The 23067-nt window shown below is 54.0% G+C and carries 23 protein-coding genes and 1 other RNA gene; 12 read left to right on the top strand and 12 right to left on the bottom strand.

Annotated features, from left to right (window positions below; all coding sequences use genetic code 11):
* The first annotated feature begins 268 nt into the window (after positions 1 to 268).
* The gene (gene glnK, locus QZQ97_RS12645) at positions 269 to 607 is read left to right on the top strand and encodes a P-II family nitrogen regulator (protein ID WP_004949337.1); all 339 of its coding nucleotides are present in this window, start codon (positions 269 to 271) and stop codon (positions 605 to 607) included.
* A gap of 36 nt (positions 608 to 643) precedes the next feature.
* The gene (gene amtB / locus QZQ97_RS12640) at positions 644 to 1930 is read left to right on the top strand and encodes an ammonium transporter AmtB (protein ID WP_013811753.1); all 1287 of its coding nucleotides are present in this window, start codon (positions 644 to 646) and stop codon (positions 1928 to 1930) included.
* Between the two features lie 86 nt (positions 1931 to 2016).
* On the opposite strand, the gene tesB is transcribed toward amtB, so the two are convergent.
* Complete coding sequence (tesB, locus tag QZQ97_RS12635; RefSeq protein WP_311993685.1) at positions 2017 to 2880, bottom strand: acyl-CoA thioesterase II; 864 nt, start codon at positions 2878 to 2880, stop codon at positions 2017 to 2019.
* 230 nt (positions 2881 to 3110) lie between these two features.
* Between tesB and QZQ97_RS12630 the strand changes: the two genes are divergently transcribed.
* Entirely contained in the window at positions 3111 to 3602 is a 492-nt protein-coding gene (locus QZQ97_RS12630) for a YbaY family lipoprotein (protein WP_311993930.1), read from the top strand.
* 65 nt (positions 3603 to 3667) lie between these two features.
* On the opposite strand, the gene QZQ97_RS12625 is transcribed toward QZQ97_RS12630, so the two are convergent.
* Positions 3668 to 3982, bottom strand: coding sequence for an MGMT family protein (locus QZQ97_RS12625; protein WP_119804832.1), 315 nt, complete (start codon positions 3980 to 3982; stop codon positions 3668 to 3670).
* 158 nt (positions 3983 to 4140) lie between these two features.
* On the opposite strand from QZQ97_RS12625, the gene ffs reads away from it, so the two are divergent.
* An RNA gene (gene ffs / locus QZQ97_RS12620) (signal recognition particle sRNA small type) lies at positions 4141 to 4237 on the top strand.
* A 79-nt stretch (positions 4238 to 4316) separates the two neighbouring features.
* On the opposite strand, the gene QZQ97_RS12615 is transcribed toward ffs, so the two are convergent.
* The 4 genes from QZQ97_RS12615 to QZQ97_RS12600 form a co-directional block, all read right to left on the bottom strand.
* On the bottom strand, positions 4317 to 6326 hold the full coding sequence (locus tag QZQ97_RS12615) for a right-handed parallel beta-helix repeat-containing protein (RefSeq protein ID WP_311993684.1): 2010 nt from the start codon (positions 6324 to 6326) through the stop codon (positions 4317 to 4319).
* Positions 6327 to 6993: 667 nt separating this feature from the next.
* Positions 6994 to 7197, bottom strand: coding sequence for an HHA domain-containing protein (locus QZQ97_RS12610; protein WP_006322256.1), 204 nt, complete (start codon positions 7195 to 7197; stop codon positions 6994 to 6996).
* A 50-nt stretch (positions 7198 to 7247) separates the two neighbouring features.
* Entirely contained in the window at positions 7248 to 7616 is a 369-nt protein-coding gene (gene tomB, locus QZQ97_RS12605) for an Hha toxicity modulator TomB (RefSeq protein ID WP_004949348.1), read from the bottom strand.
* Positions 7617 to 7775: 159 nt separating this feature from the next.
* On the bottom strand, positions 7776 to 8102 hold the full coding sequence (locus tag QZQ97_RS12600; protein WP_311993683.1) for a hypothetical protein: 327 nt from the start codon (positions 8100 to 8102) through the stop codon (positions 7776 to 7778).
* Between the two features lie 477 nt (positions 8103 to 8579).
* Between QZQ97_RS12600 and QZQ97_RS12595 the strand changes: the two genes are divergently transcribed.
* From QZQ97_RS12595 to QZQ97_RS12585, 3 genes are read left to right on the top strand one after another with little or no spacing between them, the layout of a single operon-like run.
* Entirely contained in the window at positions 8580 to 9293 is a 714-nt protein-coding gene (locus QZQ97_RS12595; protein ID WP_311993929.1) for a metal ABC transporter ATP-binding protein, read from the top strand.
* Positions 9290 to 10147 (top strand): metal ABC transporter permease, encoded by an 858-nt coding sequence (locus tag QZQ97_RS12590; protein ID WP_311993682.1) that lies wholly within the window; start codon positions 9290 to 9292, stop codon positions 10145 to 10147. The genes QZQ97_RS12595 and QZQ97_RS12590 overlap by 4 nt, the downstream gene beginning before the upstream one ends.
* Positions 10148 to 10172: 25 nt before the next feature.
* Positions 10173 to 11051 carry a metal ABC transporter substrate-binding protein gene (locus QZQ97_RS12585; RefSeq protein WP_311993681.1) on the top strand — a complete coding sequence of 293 codons (879 nt, stop codon included), beginning with the start codon at positions 10173 to 10175 and terminating at the stop codon, positions 11049 to 11051.
* 115 nt (positions 11052 to 11166) lie between these two features.
* Here QZQ97_RS12585 and ykgO read toward each other — a convergent pair whose 3' ends face one another.
* The 4 genes from ykgO to sdeX form a co-directional block, all read right to left on the bottom strand.
* A complete protein-coding gene (gene ykgO / locus QZQ97_RS12580; protein ID WP_006322277.1) occupies positions 11167 to 11307 on the bottom strand; it encodes a type B 50S ribosomal protein L36 in 141 nt (46 codons plus the stop codon).
* Positions 11308 to 11319: 12 nt separating this feature from the next.
* Entirely contained in the window at positions 11320 to 11574 is a 255-nt protein-coding gene (locus QZQ97_RS12575; RefSeq protein WP_004949355.1) for a type B 50S ribosomal protein L31, read from the bottom strand.
* A 180-nt stretch (positions 11575 to 11754) separates the two neighbouring features.
* The gene (gene sdeY, locus QZQ97_RS12570; protein WP_311993680.1) at positions 11755 to 14901 is read right to left on the bottom strand and encodes a multidrug efflux RND transporter permease subunit SdeY; all 3147 of its coding nucleotides are present in this window, start codon (positions 14899 to 14901) and stop codon (positions 11755 to 11757) included.
* Between the two features lie 17 nt (positions 14902 to 14918).
* On the bottom strand, positions 14919 to 16106 hold the full coding sequence (gene sdeX / locus QZQ97_RS12565; protein WP_311993679.1) for a multidrug efflux RND transporter periplasmic adaptor subunit SdeX: 1188 nt from the start codon (positions 16104 to 16106) through the stop codon (positions 14919 to 14921).
* Positions 16107 to 16248: 142 nt separating this feature from the next.
* Between sdeX and acrR the strand changes: the two genes are divergently transcribed.
* The 3 genes from acrR (at position 16249) to mscK (ending at position 20783) form a co-directional block, all read left to right on the top strand.
* Positions 16249 to 16929 (top strand): multidrug efflux transporter transcriptional repressor AcrR, encoded by a 681-nt coding sequence (gene acrR / locus QZQ97_RS12560; protein WP_311993678.1) that lies wholly within the window; start codon positions 16249 to 16251, stop codon positions 16927 to 16929.
* A gap of 14 nt (positions 16930 to 16943) precedes the next feature.
* Complete coding sequence (locus tag QZQ97_RS12555) at positions 16944 to 17297, top strand: DsrE/DsrF/TusD sulfur relay family protein (protein WP_006322283.1); 354 nt, start codon at positions 16944 to 16946, stop codon at positions 17295 to 17297.
* A 99-nt stretch (positions 17298 to 17396) separates the two neighbouring features.
* Positions 17397 to 20783, top strand: coding sequence for a mechanosensitive channel MscK (gene mscK, locus QZQ97_RS12550; protein ID WP_311993677.1), 3387 nt, complete (start codon positions 17397 to 17399; stop codon positions 20781 to 20783).
* 39 nt (positions 20784 to 20822) lie between these two features.
* Here mscK and rsmS read toward each other — a convergent pair whose 3' ends face one another.
* Together rsmS and priC are read right to left on the bottom strand one after the other, a co-directional pair.
* Positions 20823 to 21002: a pleiotropic regulatory protein RsmS gene (rsmS, locus tag QZQ97_RS12545; RefSeq protein ID WP_311993676.1), complete on the bottom strand. Its 180-nt coding sequence runs from the start codon at positions 21000 to 21002 to the stop codon at positions 20823 to 20825.
* 109 nt (positions 21003 to 21111) lie between these two features.
* Positions 21112 to 21648, bottom strand: a complete 537-nt coding sequence (gene priC, locus QZQ97_RS12540; RefSeq protein WP_311993675.1) for a primosomal replication protein — start codon at positions 21646 to 21648, stop codon at positions 21112 to 21114.
* 150 nt (positions 21649 to 21798) lie between these two features.
* On the opposite strand from priC, the gene QZQ97_RS12535 reads away from it, so the two are divergent.
* Both QZQ97_RS12535 and apt read left to right on the top strand, forming a co-directional pair.
* Positions 21799 to 22179, top strand: coding sequence for a DUF454 family protein (locus QZQ97_RS12535; RefSeq protein ID WP_311993674.1), 381 nt, complete (start codon positions 21799 to 21801; stop codon positions 22177 to 22179).
* A 276-nt stretch (positions 22180 to 22455) separates the two neighbouring features.
* Complete coding sequence (gene apt, locus QZQ97_RS12530; RefSeq protein WP_311993673.1) at positions 22456 to 23007, top strand: adenine phosphoribosyltransferase; 552 nt, start codon at positions 22456 to 22458, stop codon at positions 23005 to 23007.
* The last annotated feature ends 60 nt before the right edge of the window (positions 23008 to 23067 follow it).

The raw sequence follows: 23067 nt of genomic DNA, 5'->3' as shown, positions 1-23067 counted from the left end.
TATCATTCCTGCCACGCACCACAAACAGGCATCCACCCTTTTCAAATCCCTTTCTCTGCACTTTTTCGACGCGTCACGCACCAAAATAGTGCGCAATATTTAAACAGTTCTCTGCGTGTGAGCCGGTTGCCGGGTTAGTGCTGCACATCGCATCGCCGCCCCATCGGTTAATTTGCTGAATTCGCGTACAAATCCATTTGTGGCATAGCCTTTGCTTTATAAGACTCGTACCAAGGGGGAATTTGGGCTTAATTCGTGGAGGGGCAATATGAAGCTGGTTACCGTGGTGATTAAACCATTCAAGCTGGAGGACGTGCGTGAAGCCCTATCCTCTGTAGGTATTCAGGGGCTGACCGTAACCGAAGTGAAAGGGTTTGGTCGCCAGAAGGGACATGCTGAGCTCTATCGCGGAGCGGAATACAGCGTCAACTTCTTACCTAAAGTCAAAATCGACATTGCTATCGCCGACGATCAGTTGGACGAAGTGGTTGATGTCATTAGTAAAGCGGCCTACACCGGTAAAATCGGTGACGGCAAAATTTTCGTTGCCGAATTGCAACGTGTCATTCGCATTCGCACCGGCGAAACAGACGAAGCAGCACTGTAATCACAGGCTCAGTAAAGTAATGGGGATGGATTGATAATGAAAAAACTTTTATCCATGTTGGGCCTGAGTACGGTAACCATGGTTCCTTCTTTGGCCCTGGCCGCTCCGGCGGTCGCAGACAAGGCTGACAACGCGTTCATGATGATTTGCACCGCTTTGGTGCTGTTCATGACCTTGCCGGGCGTAGCTCTGTTTTACGGTGGTTTGTTGCGTTCCAAGAACGTGCTCTCCATGTTGACTCAGGTCACCGTTACCTTCGCAATGGTGTGCGTGCTGTGGGTGCTTTATGGCTACAGCCTGGCTTTCAGCGAGGGCAATGCGTTCTTCGGCGGATTCCAGACGGCGATGCTGAAAGGCATTGGCATCGATAGCGTCACCGGCACCTTTAGCCAGATGATCCACGTGGCATTCCAGGCTTCCTTTGCCTGTATTACCGTTGCGCTGGTGGTGGGCGGTTTTGCCGAGCGTATCCGCTTCTCTGCGGTAGTGATTTTTGCAGCCATCTGGTTCACCATTTCCTACCTGCCGATTGCACATATGGTATGGGGCGGCGGTTTCCTGGCCGCCGACGGCGCGCTGGACTTTGCCGGCGGCACCGTAGTGCACATCAACGCGGCAAGCGCCGGGCTGATTGGCGCCTACCTGTTGGGTAAACGTGCCGGCTTCGGCAAAGAAGCCTTCAAGCCGCACAACCTGCCGATGGTGTTTACCGGCGCTTCAATCCTGTATGTCGGCTGGTTTGGCTTCAACGCCGGTTCTGCCAGCGCGGCTAACGGCATTGCGGCATTGGCGTTCCTGAACACCGTGGTTGCTACCGCTGGCGCGATCCTTTCCTGGACCTTTGCCGAGTGGATTGTGCGCGGCAAACCTTCACTGCTGGGCGCATGCTCCGGTTGTATCGCCGGGCTGGTTGCTATCACGCCGGCTGCGGGCACCGTGGGCATTGGCGGGGGATTGATTATCGGCCTGGTGGGCGGCGTTGCCGGTCTGTGGGGCGTGGTCACGCTGAAGAAGTGGCTGAATGTGGATGATACCTGTGACGTGTTCGGCGTGCATGGCGTGTGCGGCATCGTCGGCTGTCTGCTGACCGGCGTGTTCACCTCTGCCTCACTGGGCGGTACCGGGTACGCAGAAGGCGTTACCATGAGCCATCAGGTGTTGATCCAACTGATGAGCGTGGCGATTACCCTGGTCTGGTCCGGTGTGGCTGCTTTCATCGCCTTTAAAGTGGCAGGCGCCATCGTCGGTCTGCGTGTACCGGAAGAGCAGGAACGCGAAGGTCTGGATGTCAACAGCCATGGCGAGAGTGCCTATAACCAATAAGCCTTGAAGAAGGGCAGTGCGCTAAATAACTCGAAAAATAATGATGATGCGAAGAGGGCGATGGTGACATCGCCCTCTTTTTTGCTTTAGGCTTCGCGCTGGCGAATTACGCCTTCTTGCACCGTAGTGGCGACCAGCACGCCGTCCCGGGTGTAGAACTGACCGCGCACAAAGCCGCGCGCGCCAGAGGCGGAGGAGCTTTCCACTACGTACAGCAACCAGTCATCCATGCGGAACGGCCGGTGGAACCACATTGAATGATCGATGGTCGCCACCTGCATGCCCGGCTCAAGGAAACCGACGCCGTGCGGTTGCAGTGCCGTCGGCAGGAAGTTGAAATCTGATGCGTAGCCCAGCAGATATTGGTGGATACGCTGATCGTCCGGCATGGTGCCGTTGGCACGGAACCACACGTAGCGATGCGGTTCTTCCACCGTACCTTTCAGCGGGTTATGGAATTTGACCGGGCGCATTTCAATCGGCTTCTGGCCGATAAACTTTTCACGCACCTTCTCCGGCAACATATGCGCCAGCTTCTGGGCAATGTCGGATTCGGACATCAACCCTTCTGGCGGCGGCACGTCCGGCATGGTGTTCTGGTGTTCAAACCCCGCTTCCGGGCTTTGGAAAGAGGCGGTCATGTAGAAGATCGGTTTGCCGTGCTGAATGGCGCTGACGCGACGGGCACTGAAGCTATTGCCATCTCGCAGGATTTCTACGTCATAAATAATTGGCTTGCTGCTGTCGCCTGGGCGCAAGAAGTAGCTGTGGAACGAGTGCACACTGCGTTCTGGCGGCACCGTTTGTTTGGCGGCATACAGCGCCTGGCCGACCACTTGGCCGCCGAATACCTGACGCAGACCCAGATCTTCACTTTGTCCGCGGAATAGCCCTTCTTCGATTTTCTCCAGATCCAGCAGATCGAGGAGGTTTTGCAGTGCCTGGCTCATAAAGTTACTACCTTTGTAATAATCATTTTGCGCAGTGTGCGGAATATCACGGCAAGACGTCAATATGTTGCGTTAAAGCACAGGTAAAATTGCCTGAATACTGAGCGTTATTAAAAGGCTAAGTGATTAATAGGCAGCGCTAAATGGATTTTTCAGTATTTTGTGCTAAGTTTAATGAGTGGGGTGGTGAAAGCCACCAAGGTATTGATAATAAAAAAGGAGACCGATCCATGAAACTCTGGCAAATCGTAGGTGGAGCAGCAGCATTGACGATCACACTGGCGGGTTGTGCTCAAAAGAGCGCAAGTGTGCCTGTGCCGGCAGCGGGAAACCCAGCGATTGCGCAAACGCAGATTCAGGGCCCGGCGGTAACTGGTTCGGTTAACATTCGCCAGCGCATTGCGCTGCCACCGGATGCCGTACTGACGGTTACGCTCTCTGATGCTTCATTGGCGGATGCGCCGTCGAAAGTGATTGCCCAGCGCGCGGTGCGTACTGAAGGCAAGCAGGCGCCGTTTAACTTTGTACTGCCTTACAACCCGGCTGATATTCAGCCCAACGCGCGTATCATTTTGAGCGCGGCCATTACGGTAAACGGTCGGATGACCTTTATTACCGACACTATCCAGGAAGTCGTGAACCGCAACGGCACCCGTGCCGACCTGCAGTTGGTTCCGGTGCAGGGCATTCCGGTTCAGGCGACGCCAACAGCCATGCCGTAAACCGGCCATCCTTAAGCAGTAAGAGATCAACAGCCTTTGCGCTCCGGCCAAAGGCTGTTTTGTTGCTACCAGCGCCAGCCGTAAATCAGTAGATCGACCGTACTGTGCGCCCCAAAGATGATCCCCTCACCCAGCAGTGCCTGGCGCTGACGTTGAAAGTCTTCTCCCTGCTGCGAAATCTGGCCATGGCGGTTAATCACCCGGTGCCAGGGCAGGCTGCTGCCTTCCGGCAGACGCCTCAATACGCCGCCGACCTGACGTGCGGCTCGCGGTGAACCGGCCAGCCGCGCTACCTCGCCATAGGTCGTGACTTTGCCATAGGGAATGGCGGCTACCACGTGGAACACGCGCTGGCTGAATGTGGCGTCTTCTGGTTCCATTTATGTTTTCCTGCTGCGGCAAAAAGCCAAGGATGAAAGTGTGCCACAGCCGAGGTGGGTAAGAAAACAGCGGTTGGCCCCGGTTGGCTTGCTATTTGGCTGGCCATCACCGATAATGCCCACCGCTTCGCAGTCTTAGAAGCCGTCAATGGGGGCCCTGTTGGTTCTCCCGCAACACTAACTTGTGAACTCGGTCAGATCCGGAAGGAAGCAGCCGCAGCAGGTGACGTGTGTGCCGGGATGTAGCTGGCAGGGCCTCCACCAATTTCTGCCTCCTGTAAAAGCCAACGACCTAATTTGGCGATATTGCGCCGCTTTCCGTCAGTCGCACGTTCTACTGAATGGAGATCCGATCTTCAATCCAGTCAGTGCCTAAAACATGGTTTTCACCATTTGTCACTCTCAGCCATCCGCGCACGTAGTAGCTCTGCTCATTGGCGGTGATAGGCGAAAGAACCAGATTTCGGCGATAAAATCCGCGATAATAGATCCCAGATGATGGGATTGATACCCCGCTGGTACTCGGCACGCTTTTGATTGCGTCAAAATTTCCTGAGGATGGATCGCAGTCCGTAGGAATAATCACTCCCACTGATGAAAACCAGCCAGATGGGAAGTTCATAATGCCCTGATTCATCGCCTCCCCACCGGAAAACGCGGGCAGGCACATCATTTTATTATCTGTCCCCCAAATAAAAGCGGTCCCCTGACTGATTGAAGCGGCATTTTTAAACAGGTTACCCGCTACATGGACAACAGAATTTCCGGTATTATTATTGTGGATACAGGTGTGTTCTGCACCAGTGCCTGCTGCCCAGCGGCCATTTGCCAATCTGTTGCTCTTTTTGAAGTAGGGATCTCCATTGAATATACAGTTTTGTATCTCCACTGCCATTTTTGAGTTGAGATAAACTCCTTTTTCAGAGAAACCGTGGAGAGTATTGTTTGAGATTTTAATGTTCCATGAATCAGAGTTTAAACTCAATGAACCGGTAACTGCGACGCTTATGCTTGTGCTCATATTAGTTAATTGATTACCACTGATTAATAGGTTGGTCAGTGTACCTATGACGTTTATCCCAGTGCAATTTAGATCGGAATTAAGTATTTTTGGTGATACGGGTCCATTTCTGGCATAACGGTCTTTATAACCATAGTCGGCATAAAAAACATCGCCATTATTATTGTCTAAAGTAGAGCTGGCTGGCAATGTTCGGCTTAAGATATTATCAGTAATGGTTATTGAAAATGCGCCTGGATAGATACTTCTATTGACATCCAGATTTGACTTGTAGAGGTAAGGTTCAATAGGTGTGATTTCCCCATTGATCGGCTTGCCCGGAATTATTGTTGAACCTGTATGAAGGTTAACACCACCAATATAAATGTACTGCTGTATATTTCCAGTGTCAGGTGAAAACACTTTCCCGCGGAAAACGTCACTGACTGTATTCCCTTTTATAATTATGTTCATTGGAACCTGAGAACCTTCCTGTGCCGCACCGCTGATCGCCGGCGTATCCATGCCGACAGCGATAGCCCGGGCATGAGGCCTGACCAAGGTATTGCCCTCTATCACGGTGTTTTTAGCACCAAGCGCACAGATGCCCTGACTGTCCGTGATCGTGTTGTTGCTGATACAGATAGAATGATCGGCAACGGCAGGATTGAAATCATCGGTAACGTGAACGGCAATGCAATCATCATTAATAAATTCAAAGTTATTATTGGCGACAATGACTCGTTTGAAGTTAATTAGCCTGATACCATCCGCAACGCTACGATCAAACTGGCAACCGGTCACGATCGCCGTTTTCCCTCGCCAGATGCTGGCCATCATATATTTGGAGTTAGAGAATCGGCAATCGGTTATTCTTAGCTCACCATCCAGCATGGTTACTCCCAGTAAATGCCTGGCTTTATCTCGGCCGCCGCTCCAGTTGCCATTTTTTCCCCATGAACCATTAAAACCTAACGCGTTTATAGTGAGATTGCAGACATCAATACCGCCAATTCCGGCACTACCGGTGCCATATTCATCTTCAAAGTAAAGCACTGACTTCAACATACCGTCACCCAGTAATGTGACATGTCCAGAAATGGGTAAGGCTGGGCCTTCTTTACTGTATTGTTGCGGGTTTTCCGGATCATCGATTGGTTCAATTGGACCTGCTTGAGGAAAATATCGATAGATGCCCGTTGGAAAATAAACCGCTTTACCACTGCTTTCAGCTATTTTAATCGCTCTCCTTATCGCTGCTGTGTCATCAGTTATACCATCACCGATGGCGTTTTTATTTTCGAGGTAATCTTTAACGTTAATAATATTGCTGCTGTTATCCATACCTAATGTCCTTCTGACATAGTGTGATTGATTTCACTGATTTAAGAGGCTCTTTATAATGTTAAAGTTATGGATAATTTATATTAACGGCAAGAGTCTGATGTTTGGTCATCTCTCAGCAGACATGCGGGTAACATTGCGCAGGGGGGATATCTCCGCGCTATAGTGGAGCTATATCAGAGATGTCACTGTACATGTTCAGGACCGTCAGGTTCGGCATCGATACTGCGGGATCATCGGCGCAGCGATATGAACAGTAGAAACGGTAAAAGTACTTGCGTTGCTGTCAGCGAGGGAGGAGCGATTTTATTGTAAGTCTCGACGGCGATTGAGTGCGGCGTAAGTTTCTTTCGACGATATCAATGGTATTTACTTTAGTGGGGGAGGCTCTTTGCGCAGGGGCATGCTCGAAATTTTCGGTAGCTATTTTACCGTCGCTTTACACCACGAAATTGAGCTGGCTGTGACATCATCAGCGGCTGCTGATGCTTAGCCGCATCCTGGTGCTACTTTCCGGCCCGCCCAGCGTTAATTGAAGGGGCTACCGACTGTTATTACAGGATAGGGGCAGTGAATGAAAATCACTGTAAGTCAATAAGATAGATGCGTGCTTGCTGTAAACATTGAAGCCGATAAAGGTATCGGCTCAACGCATTTATCACCTGGATTACCGTACGAATTTCCAAACGGCGACAGGGATTTTATCGTACAGCTTATTCATGGTGAGCTCGGCAAGGCGGTGGTCTGCTGCGGAGTAAAACAGCTCTAGCTCGTCGTCCGAAAGCTCATACTTATTTTTTTCAATAACGCGTTCCAGGGTGTCAATCGTGGTGCATTTACGTAAACGCATCAGATAGTCAATTTTAGTCATGATAACCTTTAGTTTTATAAACCGTAGAGTAGTTTGGGGATAATTATCCCCTAAGTTTTCATTGTCGTACAGATGCCCTCTCCTGAGAACATTCTGAATAATCGCGCTTTGGTTTTTTGCCAGCGGCGCAAATCGGAATCGTTAATACCATAACTGCTAAACAGTGTGTAGGTATCGTCGAGATACTCTTCGACTAACTCCGATAAATCACTTTCGTCCATGTATTTAATTTTATAACTCATCACAAACGAAGCAATATGTTCAATCAACTCGTTAAGCTGGAGGTTGACGGAAGACGTTGGATCGTTCACCCAGCCGTGGTGGCTGTCGCCCAGCGTTGCGATACCTTCATCATACAAATTTTCGCACAAGAATTTGAGCTGAGCAATATCGTGCCTTTTAGGCGAATACTCATCCATATCATCCCCTCCGTAAGTCTTAATTTCGGTGTTGATAACACTCTGTGAGTAAGCTGATTTACATCATGGACGGAGGTAGCTTAATGGTGAAAAAATAAACTTTCCGTATAATGAATATAAATCATTTTTTCGCATTTGGCCTGCTGTTATTACGTAAACTTACAATTCATCTGCGGTAGAGGGGCGGGAGTAATCAATGACGTCAAAGGTTAATCCCGTTTCAACAACGCTAAAGGCCACGCTGTCGCTGATGTATTCCTCGGCGCTGATATCCAGACAGGCGTTGAAAATTGTCCATTTATAGCGATAACTCATTGAATACTGGCTGCCGCTCACATTTTGAATATCAAGTATTTCTAATGAACTCTCGGCGTAACGCGCGCTTTCCGAATAAAAACTCAGGCCGCTGGTCAATGCCGGCACCAACTCTGAAATTTTATCGTTAATCATTTTCTTTAGTTTTTTAACGGAAAGTGCTTCCGTCATTGTGTCGCAACGAAGAGTTACATGCATTTAATGCCTGGCCGTGCAGCTATCCAATCTATTTATCTTACTCCTTTTTCACCACCTCGTCGGTAAACTTTTCGTTAACCGTAGAATTTTTTACGGTTTTCCAACGTTGTTTACTGCTTAATAACCCTGATGTTATTCGGTATATCCCAAAAGGAGTACCTCTGTTATTCGTTAATCTGCTAATTATCGGTGCAAGCATAACTTTCGTTGTTAAGTTCCGTTACATAAATCACCGTGCGAGCGCTTGAGTCGCGGATGTATTTGTGATGTTATATTATAACAATTAAATTCCTTCTCTCTGGCTATGAAACTGACATCTGCACCACATCAAAATGACGCTGTATCGTCACTGCATTCCCTGTTCACCGCATCGGCGGGATTACGCTGCGGTATTGCGGCAGGACTGTTGGCCCTGCTATGGCTGGGCATCTACTGGGCGGTATTGCTGCCATGATTACGCTGCAACAGGCCGTGATTGGCTATGGTGGCACGCCGCTGTTTCCCCCGCTTAGCGGACATTTCGCTGCCGGTTCTCTGACGGCGGTGGTGGGAATTAACGGCGCGGGAAAGTCTACGTTACTGAAAACGTTGGCCGGGCTTTTACCCTTGCAGAGCGGCAGCCTGCTTTTCAGCGGCAACAAGCTACCGCGCATGGCGTATCTGCCGCAGCAGGCTGAGCTGGATCGTCAGTTTCCGATCGTAGTGGGGGATCTGGTGGCAATGGGAAGCTGGCCGCAGTGCGGCATGTTCGGTGGGCTGGGCAAGCGCGCCGGGTTGCAGATTGTCGAGGCGCTGGATGCCGTAGGCATGGCGCCGATGGCGAGAAGCCCGGTAGGCGAACTTTCAGGTGGCCAACTGCAACGTGTGTTGTTTGCTCGCCTGCTGGTCCAGCAGGCACCGCTGATTTTATTGGATGAACCCTTTACCGGCATCGACAGCGCCACCACCCAGTTATTGCTGCAGGTGATCGCTCAACTGCACCGACAGGGGCGAACGGTGATTGCCGTGTTGCACGATATGTCGACGGTGGCGAACCATTTCCCCCAAGCGTTGTTGCTGACGCCGCAGTGTTGCCACTGGGGTACCGCCGATCGGGTGCTGAAGCACATTCCCGCGTTGAATCTCGCCAGCCCGCCGCTGTGCCGCATGGCGGTAGCGCCATGATGCTACTTGATCCTCTCATCGATCCCTTTGCCTCATTCGGCTTTATGCGTCGTGCGCTGGTGGCTTGTTTTGCGCTGTCGCTCAGCGCCGCGCCGCTGGGGGTGTTTCTGCTACTGCGGCGCATGAGCCTGGTTGGCGATGCGTTGTCCCATGCGGTGCTGCCCGGGGCGGCGATAGGCTACCTGATTTCAGGCATGTCGCTGGTGGCGATGGGCGTCGGGGGATTTATCGCCGGGCTGGCGGTGGCAATGCTATCGGGGCTGGTCAGCCGCCGGACGCCGCTGAAAGAGGACGCCAGTTTCGCCGGTTTCTACCTGGGTTCACTGGCTCTGGGGGTGACGCTGGTTTCGCTGCGTGGCTCCAGTGTCGATCTTCTGCACGTACTGTTCGGCTCGATTCTGGCGGTAGATACGAATGCCATTTTGATGGTGGGCACAATAGCCAGTTTTTCGCTGTTGGCACTGGCGGTGCTGTATCGCGCTCTGGTGATTGAGTCTTTCGACGCCACCTTTTTGCGAGTCAGTGCACCGCGCTGGCTGGCGCTGATACACGGGCTGTTTCTGGCGCTGGTGGTGATAAACCTGGTGGCGGGGTTCCAGATCCTCGGCACGCTAATGTCGGTGGGACTGATGATGCTGCCCGCCGCCAGCGCGCGTTTTTGGGCGCGTAACCTGCCGCATACGTTGGCGGTCGCGATGGGGATAGGCATGCTCTCGAGCCTGATTGGCCTCGAATGGTCTTATTACGCGTCCTTGCCAGCCGGCCCGGCGATTGTGCTCAGCGCCAGCGTGATCTTTTTTGGTTCGATTCTGTTTGGGACGCGTGGGGGGATTTATTCTCTCGCGCGCCGTTGATAAGTGCCAAGTTCAAGGAGAAAGTATGAAACGTTTACCTATTTCGCTGGCAGTCGCTGCTCTGCTGTCCAGCCCATTGGCGATGGCGAAAACCGTTGATGCCGTCGCCAGCTTTTCGATCCTCGGCGATATTGTGAAGCAGGTAGGGGGAGAACATGTCAGGGTCACCACGTTAGTGGGGCCGGACGGTGATCCGCACAGCTTTGAGCCTTCGCCGAAAGACAGCAAGGTGCTGTCGCAGGCCGACGTGGTGTTCGTCAGCGGCCTGGGGCTGGAGGGCTGGATTGATCGCCTGGTCGGTGCCTCGGGGTATAAAGGGCAGGTGGTTACTGCTTCGCAGGGGATCGACACCCGCCAGATGAGCGAGGACGGCAAGGAGGTCACCGATCCCCATGCCTGGAACAGCATGAAGAACGGGGTGCAGTATGCAACCAACGTGATGAATGCGTTGATTGCCGCCGATCCGCAAGACGCCAATTATTTTCGCCAGCGCGGTTCTGAATATATCCAGCAGTTGAAGAAATTGGATCTCTGGGCCAAAACCCAGTTTGCCGCAGTACCGCAGCAAAAACGCAAGGTGCTGACCAGCCATGATGCTTTTGGTTACTTTGGGCAAGAATATGGCGTCACCTTCCTTGCCCCGGTCGGTTTCTCTACCGAGGCTGAAGCCAGCGCCAGCGACGTGGCCGGTTTGATAAAACAGATCAAACAGGAGAAGGTGAATGCCTACTTTATTGAAAATCAGACTGACCCGAGGCTGGTGAAACAGATTGCCGCCGCCACCGGAGCGAAAGCCGGCGGTGAGCTGTATCCGGAGGCGCTATCCAAACCGCAAGGGCCGGCGGCGAGCTATGTACAGGCATTCCAGCACAACGTCGATACGCTGTTAGGCAGCATGAAATAAACCGCAGCGGCCCTGCCGGTAAGGCGGGGCTACTGGTTGCGTTTCAGTTTTCTTTCTCCATAAAAAAGCCCCGTTGAGCAGCAACGGGGCTTTGCGACAGATGAAGCTTCGAACGTTAACGCTTTTTCTTACGTCCCTGTACCGCTTTGAATCGCGGGTTGGTTTTACAAATCACATAGATACGGCCATTACGGCGTACGACTTTGCAATCCGGATGGCGATTCTTCGCCGAACGCAATGAACTTAAAACCTGCATATTGATTCCCTTTTACTTGCTGCCAAGAAAGCGGCCAAAACGCTGCTGGAAGCGCGCCGTGCTGCCTTCTTTGGAGAACTCTTTCTGCTTGCCCGTGTAATACGGATGCGAAGCGGAAGAGACGTCGATAGTGACGTACGGCCAGTTTTCGCCATCGAGTTCAATGGTGCGATCGGTGTTAATGGTCGAACCCACTTTAAAGTAGGTATTGGCGCTCAGATCGTGGAACACCACGGTACGGTAGTTTGGATGGATGCCTGCTTTCATGATGCACTCTCATGTAATGTTATACTATAACAATAATTATGCGCCGCACGGCGGGGCGGATCAAGTACAAAATGCGGCGACAGGTGAATTAATGAGAGTGGTTTACATTAAGCGAATGAAGCTAAAGAAAAAGGCCGCATAAGCGGCCTTTGTATTCAGTGGTAAGCGCTCACTGGGTTATCAGTGATGCTCAACCGGATGGCTGTGTTCCACATCGTCAGACTTCTTGCTGAAGCGGCGACGAACCACCACGAAGAAGACCGGAACGAAGAAGATGGCCAGCACGGTAGCGGTAATCATCCCGCCCATAACGCCGGTACCTACCGCGTTCTGAGCGCCGGAGCCTGCACCGCTGCTGATAACCAGCGGCAGTACCCCGAGGATGAATGCCAGTGACGTCATCAGAATCGGGCGCAGACGCATGCGCACCGCTTCCAGCGTGGCTTCTACCAGGCCTTTGCCTTCTTTATCCATCAGATCCTTGGCGAATTCGACGATCAAGATGGCGTTCTTCGCCGACAGGCCTATGGTGGTCAACAGCCCCACCTGGAAGTAAACGTCATTGTTCAGGCCGCGCATGGTGGCCGCCAGCAACGCGCCGATAACCCCCAGAGGCAGAACCAGCATGACCGAGAACGGAATCGACCAGCTTTCATACAGCGCTGCCAGGCACAAGAACACCACCAGAATCGAGATGGCGTACAGGGCAGGGGCCTGGTTACCGGACAGACGTTCCTGATAGGACATGCCGGTCCAGTCGTAACCGATGCCGCTCGGCAGCTTGGAGGACAGCTCTTCCATCATGTTCATTGCTTCACCGGTACTCTTGCCCGGTGCTGCCTGACCCAGAATTTCCATGGAAGGCAGGCCGTTATAACGTTCCAGACGCGGTGAACCGTACTCCCATTTCGCTGAAGAGAATGCGGAGAACGGAACCATCTGGCCACTGGTGCCGCGGACAAACCACTTGTTGATGTCCTCAGGCAACATACGGAACGGTGCTTCAGCCTGTACGTATACCTTCTTCACACGACCGCGGTCGATGAAGTCGTTCACGTACGAGCCACCCAACGCGGTGGTCAGCGTGCTGTTGATGGTGGTGATGCTAACACCCAGCGCCTTGGCTTTTTCCTGATCGATAATCAGTTTGAACTGCGGCGTATCTTCCAGGCCGTTAGGACGCATGCCGACCAGCAGGTCCGGATGCTTGGCCGCCATGCCCAACAGCTGGTTACGCGCTTCGGTCAGTTTTTCATGCCCCAGGCCACCCTGATCAATCAGCTGGAAGTCAAAACCGGTAGCGGTACCCAGTTCGATAATCGCAGGCAGGTTGAACGGGAATACCAGGCCGTCTTTGATTTGCGAGAACGCGCCCATGGCGCGGCCTGCAATCGCCGGCACTTTATTCTGCTCGCCGCTACGCTCGGACCAGTCTTTCAGGCTGACGAACGACAGACCGTTGTTCTGGCCGTTACCGTTAAAGCCGAAGCCCGCAACGGTAAACACCGAAACCACGTTGTCTTTTTCTTTGGTCATGAAGTAGTCGGTGACTTCTTCCAGCACCTTCGAGGTTCGAGCCTCGGTGGCACCCGCAGGCAACTGCACCATGGTCAGCAGGATGCCCTGGTCTTCTTCCGGCAGGAACGAGGACGGCAAGCGCAGGAACAGCAGGCCCATGCCGACGACGATCAACAGGTAGATCACCAGATAGCGACCGGTGCTGCGCAGGATGCTGGCTACGCTGTCGGTATAGTGGTGGGTGCTCTTTTCGAACATGCGGTTAAACCAGCCGAAGAAGCCGGTTTTAGCCCCGTGGTCGCCTTTCTGCACCGGTTTCAGCAGGGTGGCGCACAGCGCCGGCGTCAGAATCAACGCCACCAACACCGACAGCGCCATCGCGGAAACGATGGTGATGGAGAACTGACGGTAGATTGCGCCGGTTGAACCGCCGAAGAACGCCATAGGTACGAATACCGCTGACAGCACCATAGCGATACCGACCAGCGCACCCTGGATCTGCTCCATCGATTTCTTGGTCGCTTCTTTCGGCGGTAGCCCCTCTTCGGACATTACGCGCTCGACGTTTTCCACCACCACGATGGCATCATCCACCAACAAGCCTATCGCCAGCACCATGCCAAACATCGTCAGGGTGTTTATCGAGAAGCCAAAGGCAGCGAGTATCGCAAAGGTACCCAGCAAGACGACCGGCACTGCGATGGTTGGGATCAGCGTCGCGCGGAAGTTCTGCAGGAACAGATACATAACCAGGAATACCAGCACGATCGCTTCGAACAGCGTTTTCACCACTTCGTTGATTGAAATCTTGACGAACGGGGTGGTGTCATACGGATAAACCACTTTCATCCCCTGAGGGAAGAAGGGCTGCATCTTGGTTAACGCGTCTTTTACCGCTTTGGCGGTGTTCAGGGCGTTGGCGCCGGTAGCCAGTTTGATACCCAGGCCTGCTGCCGGTTTGCCGTTGTAACGTGCGGTTACGGCATAGCTTTCGCCGCCGCGCTCAATACGAGCCACATCTTTCAGGCGAACCTGAGAGCCGTCCGCATTCACCTTGAGCAGAATTTTGCCGAACTCTTCAGGGGAGGTCAGACGGGTCTGCGCGATGATTGAGGCGTTAAGCTGCTGGCCCGGTACCGGTGGCATGCCACCCAGTTGCCCTGCGGCGATCTGGTTGTTCTGCTCGGTGATGGCGGATGTCACATCCGTTGTGGTCAGTTGGAAATTGTTCAGCTTGCCCGGATCCAGCCAGATGCGCATGGCGTACTGGGCACCAAACAGCTGCACTTCACCCACGCCCTGTGAACGGCTGATAGGATCCTTGATGTTTGAAGCTACATAGTCCGCGATGTCGTCCTGAGTCATGCTTGGATCGTCGGAAATGAAGCCGGCTACCATCAGGAAGCTGCTGCTGGATTTTTCTACTTTCAGGCCTTGCTGCTGCACTTCTTGCGGTAACAGCGGCGTAGCCAGCGACAGTTTGTTCTGGACCTGAACCTGCGCGATGTCAGGGTCAGTGCCGGAGTTAAACGTCAGCGTAATGGTGACGCTACCAGAGGAGTCACTGGTGGAGGACATGTACATCAGATTATCGATACCGTTCATGTTCTGTTCGATAATCTGGGTTACGGTATCCTGCACCGTTTTTGCATCCGCGCCTGGATAGTTGGCGGAAATACTCACCGCCGGTGGTGCAATAGTGGGATACTGCGCGATCGGCAGTTTCATTATTGCAAGCACCCCCGCCAACATGACGATGATGGCGATTACCCAGGCGAAAATCGGGCGATCTATAAAGAACTTAGCCATGTCTTACCGGCTCCTTTTTATGACTTCTGCGCTTCAGACTGCGGCTGTTTCTGCGCCTGAGTGTCAACTTCCTGCACTTTCACCTGAGCGCCCGGGCGGACTTTCATCAGGCCGGTGACAATCACGCGATCGCCGGCTTTCAAACCGTCGGTAACCAGCCATTTGTCGCCGATAGCCTGATCCGCTTTCACTGTACGCAACTCGACTTTATCGTCGGCGCCAACCACCAGAGCGGTAGCTTCACCGCGTGGGTTACGCGTCACACCCTGTTGCGGCACCAGCAATGCATCGCTGCGTACACCTTCGTCCAGACGGGCGCGAACGAACATCCCCGGCAACAGCGTATCGTTCGGGTTCGGGAACACTGCGCGAATGGTGATGGAACCGGTGGTTTCATCAACGGTGACGTCAGAGAACTCCAGCGTGCCTGCCTGGGCGTATTCCGCGCCGTTTTCCAGCAGCAGGGTCACCTTGGCCTTACCGTTTTCCTGTTTCAGCGCACCGCTGGCCAGTTCTTGTTTCAGGCGCAGGAAATCGTTGCTCGATTGGGTGACGTCCACGTACATCGGATCCAGCTGTTGCACGGTAGACAACGCCGTGGTCTGGCCATTGGTAACCAGTGCGCCTTCGGTCACGGCGGATTTGCCGATGCGGCCGGAGATCGGTGAGGTCACTTTGGTGTAAGCCAGGTTGATGCGTGCGGTTTCCACTGCGGCTTTCGAGGCCACCACGGCGGCTTCCGCCTGCTGCAGCGTGGAAACTGCGGTATCGTAATCCTGCTTACTGATGTAGTTGGTACCCAGCAAGGGTTTGTAGCGGTTCACCGTTACGCGCGCGATCGAAGCGCTGGCTTGAGATTTGGCCAGATCGCCTTTGGCGCTGTCATAGGTAGCTTGATAGGTGGCGGGATCGATCTGATACAGGGAAGACCCTGCCTTGATGTCACTGCCTTCAACAAAATTGCGCTTCAGGATGATGCCGCTGACCTGAGGGCGAACTTCGGCGATACGATACGCAGCAGTACGGCCAGGAAGATCGGTAGTAATGTTGAGAGGCTCGGCCTTCAATGTCACTACGCCCACTTCGGGAGCCGGTGGTTGGGCGCCTTGTTGTTGGGTTTCTTTATCGTTACATCCTGTAAGTACTAAGCTGCCTGAAAGCATCAGAACTGCCGCCAGAGGCGTTAACCCTCTGTTTTTGTTCATAGAAAAACCTCAAGTGTCCGATTTCAAAATGATCAATGGATCACAAGCTTTAAAACCCATTGCTGCGTTAATTATATGTGCGTGCTATGGTACATACATACGCGAATGTATGTAAATCACACTCCCCCGAAAAAACAACGCCATGGCACGAAAAACCAAACAGCAGGCGCTAGAAACTCGACAGCACATTCTTGATGCTGCGGTGCAGGAATTTTCTGAACGTGGCGTTTCTGCAACGTCACTGACAGATATTGCCACCGCCGCCGGTGTTACTCGTGGTGCTATTTATTGGCACTTCAAGAATAAGGTAGACCTGTTTAATGAAGTTTGGGAATTGTCAGAGTCCAAAATAGGCGATCTCGAATTAGAGTATCAGGCAAAGTACCCTGAGAATCCACTGCGTATTTTACGTGAAATACTAATTTATATACTGACGTCGACGGTCGATGACAGCCGCCGGCGAGCGCTGATGGAGATCGTATTCCACAAGTGCGAATTTGTCGGTGAAATGATGCCGCTGCAGGAAGCGCGTAAAGTGCTTAGTTTGGAAGGTTACGAACGTATAGAGTCGGTGCTGCGCAACAGTATGCGTCACGGTCAGCTTCCCGCCGATCTCAATACCCGCCGGGCGGCGATCATCCTGCGCGCTTATATTACCGGCCTGATGGAAAACTGGCTGTTTATGCCGGAAAGTTTTGATCTGAAAGCCGAAGCGGCAGCCTTGGTCGATTCATTCCTCGAAATGGCCCAATTCTGCCCGACCTTGCGGGCGAAACCGGCAGAGCAGGCGGCCGAGCCGCACAGTGCCGACTGTCATCCTTAACCAGGAGATGCACCATGTCATCCGTTGTGTTGATCGCCAGTGGCGCGGCCTATGGCCAGGAGTCACTGTTTAACGCCTTGCGTCTGGGCATTGCGCTGAAAGAGCAGCAGGCCGATCTCAATCTGAAACTGTTTTTGATGTCAGACGCAGTAGTAGCCGGTCTTGCCGGGCAGCAACCGCACGAAGGCTACCATCTGCAGCAGATGCTGGAGATCCTCACCGCGCAGCAAGTGCCGGTAAAACTGTGCAAAACCTGCGCAGATGCGCGCGGCGTCAGCCGGTTACCGCTGGCAGACGGGGTGGAAATCGGTACGCTGGTGGAGCTCGCGCAATGGACGCTGGCCGCCGGGAAAGTGCTGACGTTCTGATCCCGCTACATCTGTACATCACCAGCAACGTTTTCTTGTTCGTTGGCTATCTGCGATCGTGATAATCTTTTGGCTTCTTTATTGATTCGAAGTCAAATCATGCATCGCAGGTTAGCTAAGCGTCCTTTTCTGGCGTTATCCTCGTTCTTCTGTGTGGATATTTCCCGCGCCCTGACTCTGTTTTTATTGATCGCCGTTTGTGCGGTCTGCCAGCCTGTTGCCCATGCGGCGTTGAACGGCGATGTGCCGTCGCGCAGTGACATTCAAAATCAGCTTGATGCGTTGAACAAGCAGAAGACGCTGACGCCGGTCAATAAGCTCGCCCAGCAGGATCTGACCCGCACGCTCGAACTGCTGGACGCCATTGAACGCGTCAAACAGGATGGCGCTGAGCTTAAACAGCAGTTGCAGTTGGCGCCGGGCAAACTGCGCCAGGTGACTGAAGATCTGGAGGCGCTCAAGGTTCCCGTGGATAGCGCGGCCGCCAGAGCCGATCTGCTGCCGCTCTCCCTGCGCCAGCTGGAAACCCGTCTTTATCAGACGCTGGACGAACTGCAAACCGCGCAGGAAAACCTCTCCACCTATAACAGCCAACTGGTTTCGCTGCAGACCCAACCGGAACGAGTGCAAAGCAGCATGTATACCGCGTCGCAGCGTCTGCAGGAGATCCGCAACCAGCTTAACGATCAGACGCCGGGACAAAACTCGCTGCGCGACAGCCAGCAGGTGATGCTGGCAACGGAGCAGGTGTTGCTCAATGCGCAGATTGATCTGCAACGCAGGAGCCTGGAGGCCAACACCACCCTGCAGGATCTGCTGCAGAAACAGCGCGATTACACCACCGGACATATCGACGCGCTGGACCGCTCGGTGCAGTTGCTGCAAGACGTGGTCAACAGCAAACGCCTGACGCTGTCTGAAAAAACCGCCAAAGAGGCGCAGAATCCGGAAGACGCCACAGACATCCAACAGAATAAGCTGGTCAGTAAAGAGCTGGACGTCAACCGCCAACTCAGCCAGCGGCTGATTGCCGCCACGGAAGAGAGCAACATACTGTTTCAACAGAATATCCGGGTAAAGAACTGGCTCGATCGCGGCCTGCAGTCGGAGCGTAATCTGAAGGAACAGATCCAGGTGCTCAAAGGCAGCCTGGTGCTGTCGCGCATTCTGTACCAACAGCAGCAAAACCTGCCGCAGGGCACGCTGGTGGCGGATATGGGCACGCGAATCGCCGATTTACGTCTGGAGCAGTTTGATATCAACCAGCAGCGCGACGATCTGTTCAAGGGCGATGACTACATCAATAAGCTGCTTGTCGACAGCAAAGAAAAAGCCAGTGCGGATGTGCTCGATGCGCTGAACGAAATCGTCGATATGCGCCGTGAGCTGTTGGATCAGTTGAATAAGCAGCTCAGCAACCAGCTTGCGCAGTCCATTAGCTTGCAGATTAACCAGCAGCAACTGACCAGCGTTTACAGCTCGCTGCAAGACACGCTGACCCAGCAAATATTCTGGGTTAACAGCAACAAACCTATCGATCTGGCGTGGTTGAAAGCCTTGCCGGGCGCGGTCAAAGATCAGATTGGCGCACTCGATTTCAAACTGGACACCGGCAAAATACTGCAGGGCGGGTTGAATGCGCTGGTGTTCCTCATCCCGATGCTGATTCTGATAGCCCTGCTGCGCTGGCGCTACAAGCTGATCGATACGCACCTGCAAACGCTGGCTAATGATGTCGGGCAGCTAAAACGCGACAGCCAACTGCACACGCCGAAGGCCATTATTCTGACCTTGTTGAAAGTGCTGCCCGGCTCGGCGCTGCTGCTGGGGGCCGGTTTCTGGTGTTACCGAGCGGAAATCGGCCTCAGCGATTTTCTGTGGGCATTGTCGCAACAGTTGGCGCTGTTCTGGCTGATTTTCGGCTTTACCTACCGTACGCTGGCACCGGGCGGCCTTACCGAGCGCCACTTCAACTTTTCCCCCGGCCTGTGCGCGCACTACCGCCGGCAGACCCTGCGCCTGGGGCTGGCGCTGCTGCCGCTGATCTTCTGGTCGGTACTGGGCGAGAAAGCGCCGCTGCGGTTGGTGGAGGATGTTATCGGCCAGGTGGTGGTGATGTTGACGCTGGCGCTGCTCGCCGTGTTGGTGTTTCCGCTGTGCCGCGACGGCTGGCGTGAGAAAGGCTCGCACGCGGTACAACTGGTGGTCATCACCGCCATTGCCGCCACGCCGCTAATCCTGCTCGGCCTGATGTTCGCCGGTTATTTCTACACCACCTTGCGTCTGGCCGGCCGCTGGATCGACAGCCTGTATCTGTTCTTCCTGTGGAACATCGTTTATCTGACCGCCATTCGCGGCCTGAGCGTTGCGGCACGTCGCTTGGCTTACCGCCGCGCGCTGGCGCGTCGCCAGAGCCTGGCGAAGGAGGGGGCAGAAGGTGGGGAGCCGGTCGAGGAGGCGCCTTTGGCGCTGGATCAGATCAACCAGCAATCGCTGCGTCTGACCACCATGGCGCTGTTCATCATCTTTGCCTGCGCCTTCTACGGTATTTGGTCAGATCTGGTGACGGTGATTTCGTATCTGGACAGCATCACGCTGTGGCATTACACCACCACCGTTGCCGGCGGCAGCGTGCCGCAAGCGGTGACGCTGGGCAACATGATGGTGGCCATCGCGGCGGTGATCGTCGCCTATGTCATGACGCGCAACCTGCCAGGCCTGCTGGAGGTGGTGGTGCTGTCGCGGCTGCAACTGCGGCAAGGGGCGTCTTACGCCATTACCACCATACTGACCTACCTGATCACCACCGTGGGCGCCGTTACCGCGCTCGGATCGCTGGGTGTGTCCTGGGATAAGCTGCAATGGTTGGCCGCCGGGTTGACCGTCGGGCTGGGATTCGGCCTGCAGGAGATTTTCGCCAACTTTGTTTCCGGCCTGATCATCCTGTTCGAGCGGCCGATCCGCATCGGCGACACCATTACTATCGGCACTTTTTCCGGCTCGGTCAGCAAAATCCGCATTCGCGCCACCACCATTACCGATTTCGACCGTAAAGAGGTGATCATCCCGAACAAGGCATTTGTTACCGAGCGGCTGATCAACTGGTCGCTGTCAGACACCATTACCCGGGTGTTGATCAAGGTTGGGGTGGCGTACGGTTCCGATCTGGACAAGGTGAAAGCGGTGTTGTTGCAGGCTGCGCATGATAACCCGCGGGTGATGACCGATCCGGAACCGCAGGTTTTCTTCCTTAACTTTGGCGCCAGTACGCTGGATCACGAATTGCGCCTTTATGTCCGTGAATTGCGTGACCGCAGCTATACCGTCGATGAGCTGAACCGCGCGATCGAGCGCCTGTGCCGGGAGAACGACATTAATATCGCCTTTAACCAACTTGAAGTGTATTTGCACAATCAGCAGGGTAACGAGGTACAGGAAGTGAAACGGACGCTGTCGCCGGATGAAGGCAGCCCGTCGGCAGGATAATGGGATGAAAATGAGGGTTCAGCGCAGGCTGAACCCTTTTTACTGCCCGGCGGGCAGGTAGGGAGTGGTGATGCCGTTGCGTTGCAGCTTTTCCTGATAGTCCCGTTTGACAATATCCAGCGCCGCCAGCGCGGTGGCTGGATCGATCTCGTTACATTCCAGCAGGTAAATCAGGTCTACCGCCAGCTGCAATTCTGGTGAGGCATTATCTAGAGACATAAAACCAACGTTTTTGTTTAGTAGGTGAATGAATAGGATGTCGCTTCGGCTGAGTATAGTGAACAAGGCGCGCGGCGGGGAATAATCATTAAAGTATTGTGATAAATCTTCAAAAACCGTTTTCTTTACGCTCGATGCTGCGCTCAATGCGTGCCAGCGCCTGACGGCAACGTACCAATCTGCCTTCCAGCGCCGCCAGCTCGTGCTGCAGTTTTTGCTGTGCGGCAAAGGTGGTCTGTTTTCCCAACAGGCTTTCCCGATCCTGAATCATCGACATTAACCGGCGTTCATAATCCTGATGTTCGGCCAGCTTGTGATACAGATCGACCGCCACCACTTCTTTCGGCTGATTTTTACGGCGCAACGCCTGTGTCGCCAGCTCGCGCTGCAGAGCGGTGATTTGGGCCACCAGTTTCTCTGCCAGAAAGGCGACCTGGCTGGTGCGGTTGTCGTTGGCCGCCGTCTGCAACTGGACGAAGTTCCTTTGCACTTCTGCCAGATAATCACGCAACCGGGTGCCGCGATTGGAAAACAGCGCGGTGTCAAAGCGCGCCTGAGGGATGGGGGCGTCGCCACGCGGCGTCACCTCGGCGGCCAATGCCGCGATCTGCTGTTCTAACACCTGTAATAGACGGTGAGTGCTCACGTTGGCTCCATTAAAATTTCACAGGGCTCAGCTTGCCCGCGATCCCGCCGTTAAACAAGCGCGGCGCGCATATTCCGGCCGTTGCGGCTGGTGACGCAGGGGATGAGGGTGATAAAGTAACGCCAGACAGATTAGCGGACAAGGGCTCGCATGACGCGTTGGTTATTGATTATCCTCGGTTGGTTGGCGGTGGTACTGGCCACGCTGGGCGTGGTGCTGCCGCTGCTGCCGACCACGCCGTTTCTGCTGCTGGCCGCCTGGTGTTTTGCCCGCTCGTCGCCGCGCTTTCACCATTGGCTGCTGTATCGCTCCTGGTTCGGTCCTTATCTGCGTCATTGGCAACAGCACCGTGCGTTGCCGCCGGGGGCCAAATGGAAGGCGGTAGCGGTGATTACGCTGACGTTTGCGGTTTCGCTGTGGCTGGTTAAACTCTGGTGGGTGCGTGGAGTGCTGCTGCTGATGCTGGTCATCCTGTTGACCTTTATGTTGCGTCTGCCGGTTGTTGATCTGTCGCAACAAAAACGGCGCTGATCCTGTCTTATCATACCCAATAGCTTTCAAGTCACAGCCAGGCGATCCGCTCGTGCGTTGTGGGGGCGCCGCATGCCGCGCCTGCATGGGGCGGCTCTGGGGTAATCCGCCAACAGCGCTGTAACTTGAAAGATGGCAGGGATAGTTGCATTTGTCCGTCAGTTTGCATAGATTTGGGCGTTTTCGTGCGCGGCCCGCTTTCCATTCCCTCTTTATAATGGATTGGAAGAAGAGGTTTGCGCGCAAGTCATCAGGTAGTTTTATCAGGCAATAATTATGACCGCTACTGCGCAGCAGCTTCAGTTTATTAAAGACAGTATCAAAACCATTCCGGATTATCCAAAGCCGGGCATACTGTTCCGTGACGTCACCAGCCTGCTGGAAAACCCGCTGGCTTACGCGGCCAGCATTGAATTGCTGGTTGAGCGCTATCGCGATGCGGGCGTGACCAAAGTGGTGGGCACCGAAGCGCGTGGTTTTCTGTTTGGCGCCCCGGTGGCGTTGGCGTTGGGCGTAGGTTTTGTGCCGGTGCGCAAGCCGGGCAAGCTGCCGCGCGCGACCCTCAGCGAGAGCTATGAGCTGGAATACGGCACCGATCAGTTGGAAATCCACACCGACGCCATCGTTACCGGCGATAAAGTGCTGGTGGTTGACGATCTGCTGGCGACCGGGGGCACCATCGAGGCCACCGCGAAACTGATCCGCCGCCTGGGCGGGGAAGTCAAAGATGCCGCTTTCATCATCAATCTGCCGGAGCTGGGCGGTGAAGCCCGTTTAAATCAGCAGGGCATCGAATGCTACAGCCTGGTCAACTTCGCAGGTCACTGATCCTGCATTGTCCCAATGCCACAACGGCCTCGCGGATCGCCGCGGGGCTGTGTTAGCATG

Source organism: Serratia sp. root2 (assembly GCF_031931805.1).
In the GTDB taxonomy this organism is placed as follows: Bacteria; Pseudomonadota; Gammaproteobacteria; order Enterobacterales; family Enterobacteriaceae; genus Serratia; species Serratia inhibens.
Note: the sequence above shows the minus strand (reverse complement) of the source record. Positions and strands in the feature narration are given on the sequence as shown.

Coding starts and splice junctions, on each gene's coding strand:
- QZQ97_RS12595 (WP_311993929.1), top strand. CDS start 8,580: ATGATTACGCTGCAACAGGCCGTGATTGGCTATGGTGGCACGCCGCTG.
- amtB (WP_013811753.1), top strand. CDS start 644: ATGAAAAAACTTTTATCCATGTTGGGCCTGAGTACGGTAACCATGGTT.
- QZQ97_RS12610 (WP_006322256.1), bottom strand. CDS start 7,197: ATGACTAAAATTGACTATCTGATGCGTTTACGTAAATGCACCACGATT.
- QZQ97_RS12585 (WP_311993681.1), top strand. CDS start 10,173: ATGAAACGTTTACCTATTTCGCTGGCAGTCGCTGCTCTGCTGTCCAGC.
- tesB (WP_311993685.1), bottom strand. CDS start 2,880: ATGAGCCAGGCACTGCAAAACCTCCTCGATCTGCTGGATCTGGAGAAA.
- QZQ97_RS12625 (WP_119804832.1), bottom strand. CDS start 3,982: ATGGAACCAGAAGACGCCACATTCAGCCAGCGCGTGTTCCACGTGGTA.
- sdeX (WP_311993679.1), bottom strand. CDS start 16,106: ATGAACAAAAACAGAGGGTTAACGCCTCTGGCGGCAGTTCTGATGCTT.
- QZQ97_RS12575 (WP_004949355.1), bottom strand. CDS start 11,574: ATGAAAGCAGGCATCCATCCAAACTACCGTACCGTGGTGTTCCACGAT.
- acrR (WP_311993678.1), top strand. CDS start 16,249: ATGGCACGAAAAACCAAACAGCAGGCGCTAGAAACTCGACAGCACATT.
- mscK (WP_311993677.1), top strand. CDS start 17,397: ATGCATCGCAGGTTAGCTAAGCGTCCTTTTCTGGCGTTATCCTCGTTC.
- sdeY (WP_311993680.1), bottom strand. CDS start 14,901: ATGGCTAAGTTCTTTATAGATCGCCCGATTTTCGCCTGGGTAATCGCC.
- QZQ97_RS12535 (WP_311993674.1), top strand. CDS start 21,799: ATGACGCGTTGGTTATTGATTATCCTCGGTTGGTTGGCGGTGGTACTG.
- rsmS (WP_311993676.1), bottom strand. CDS start 21,002: ATGTCTCTAGATAATGCCTCACCAGAATTGCAGCTGGCGGTAGACCTG.
- glnK (WP_004949337.1), top strand. CDS start 269: ATGAAGCTGGTTACCGTGGTGATTAAACCATTCAAGCTGGAGGACGTG.
- ykgO (WP_006322277.1), bottom strand. CDS start 11,307: ATGCAGGTTTTAAGTTCATTGCGTTCGGCGAAGAATCGCCATCCGGAT.
- apt (WP_311993673.1), top strand. CDS start 22,456: ATGACCGCTACTGCGCAGCAGCTTCAGTTTATTAAAGACAGTATCAAA.
- tomB (WP_004949348.1), bottom strand. CDS start 7,616: ATGGATGAGTATTCGCCTAAAAGGCACGATATTGCTCAGCTCAAATTC.
- QZQ97_RS12555 (WP_006322283.1), top strand. CDS start 16,944: ATGTCATCCGTTGTGTTGATCGCCAGTGGCGCGGCCTATGGCCAGGAG.
- QZQ97_RS12615 (WP_311993684.1), bottom strand. CDS start 6,326: ATGGATAACAGCAGCAATATTATTAACGTTAAAGATTACCTCGAAAAT.
- QZQ97_RS12600 (WP_311993683.1), bottom strand. CDS start 8,102: ATGACGGAAGCACTTTCCGTTAAAAAACTAAAGAAAATGATTAACGAT.
- QZQ97_RS12590 (WP_311993682.1), top strand. CDS start 9,290: ATGATGCTACTTGATCCTCTCATCGATCCCTTTGCCTCATTCGGCTTT.
- QZQ97_RS12630 (WP_311993930.1), top strand. CDS start 3,111: ATGAAACTCTGGCAAATCGTAGGTGGAGCAGCAGCATTGACGATCACA.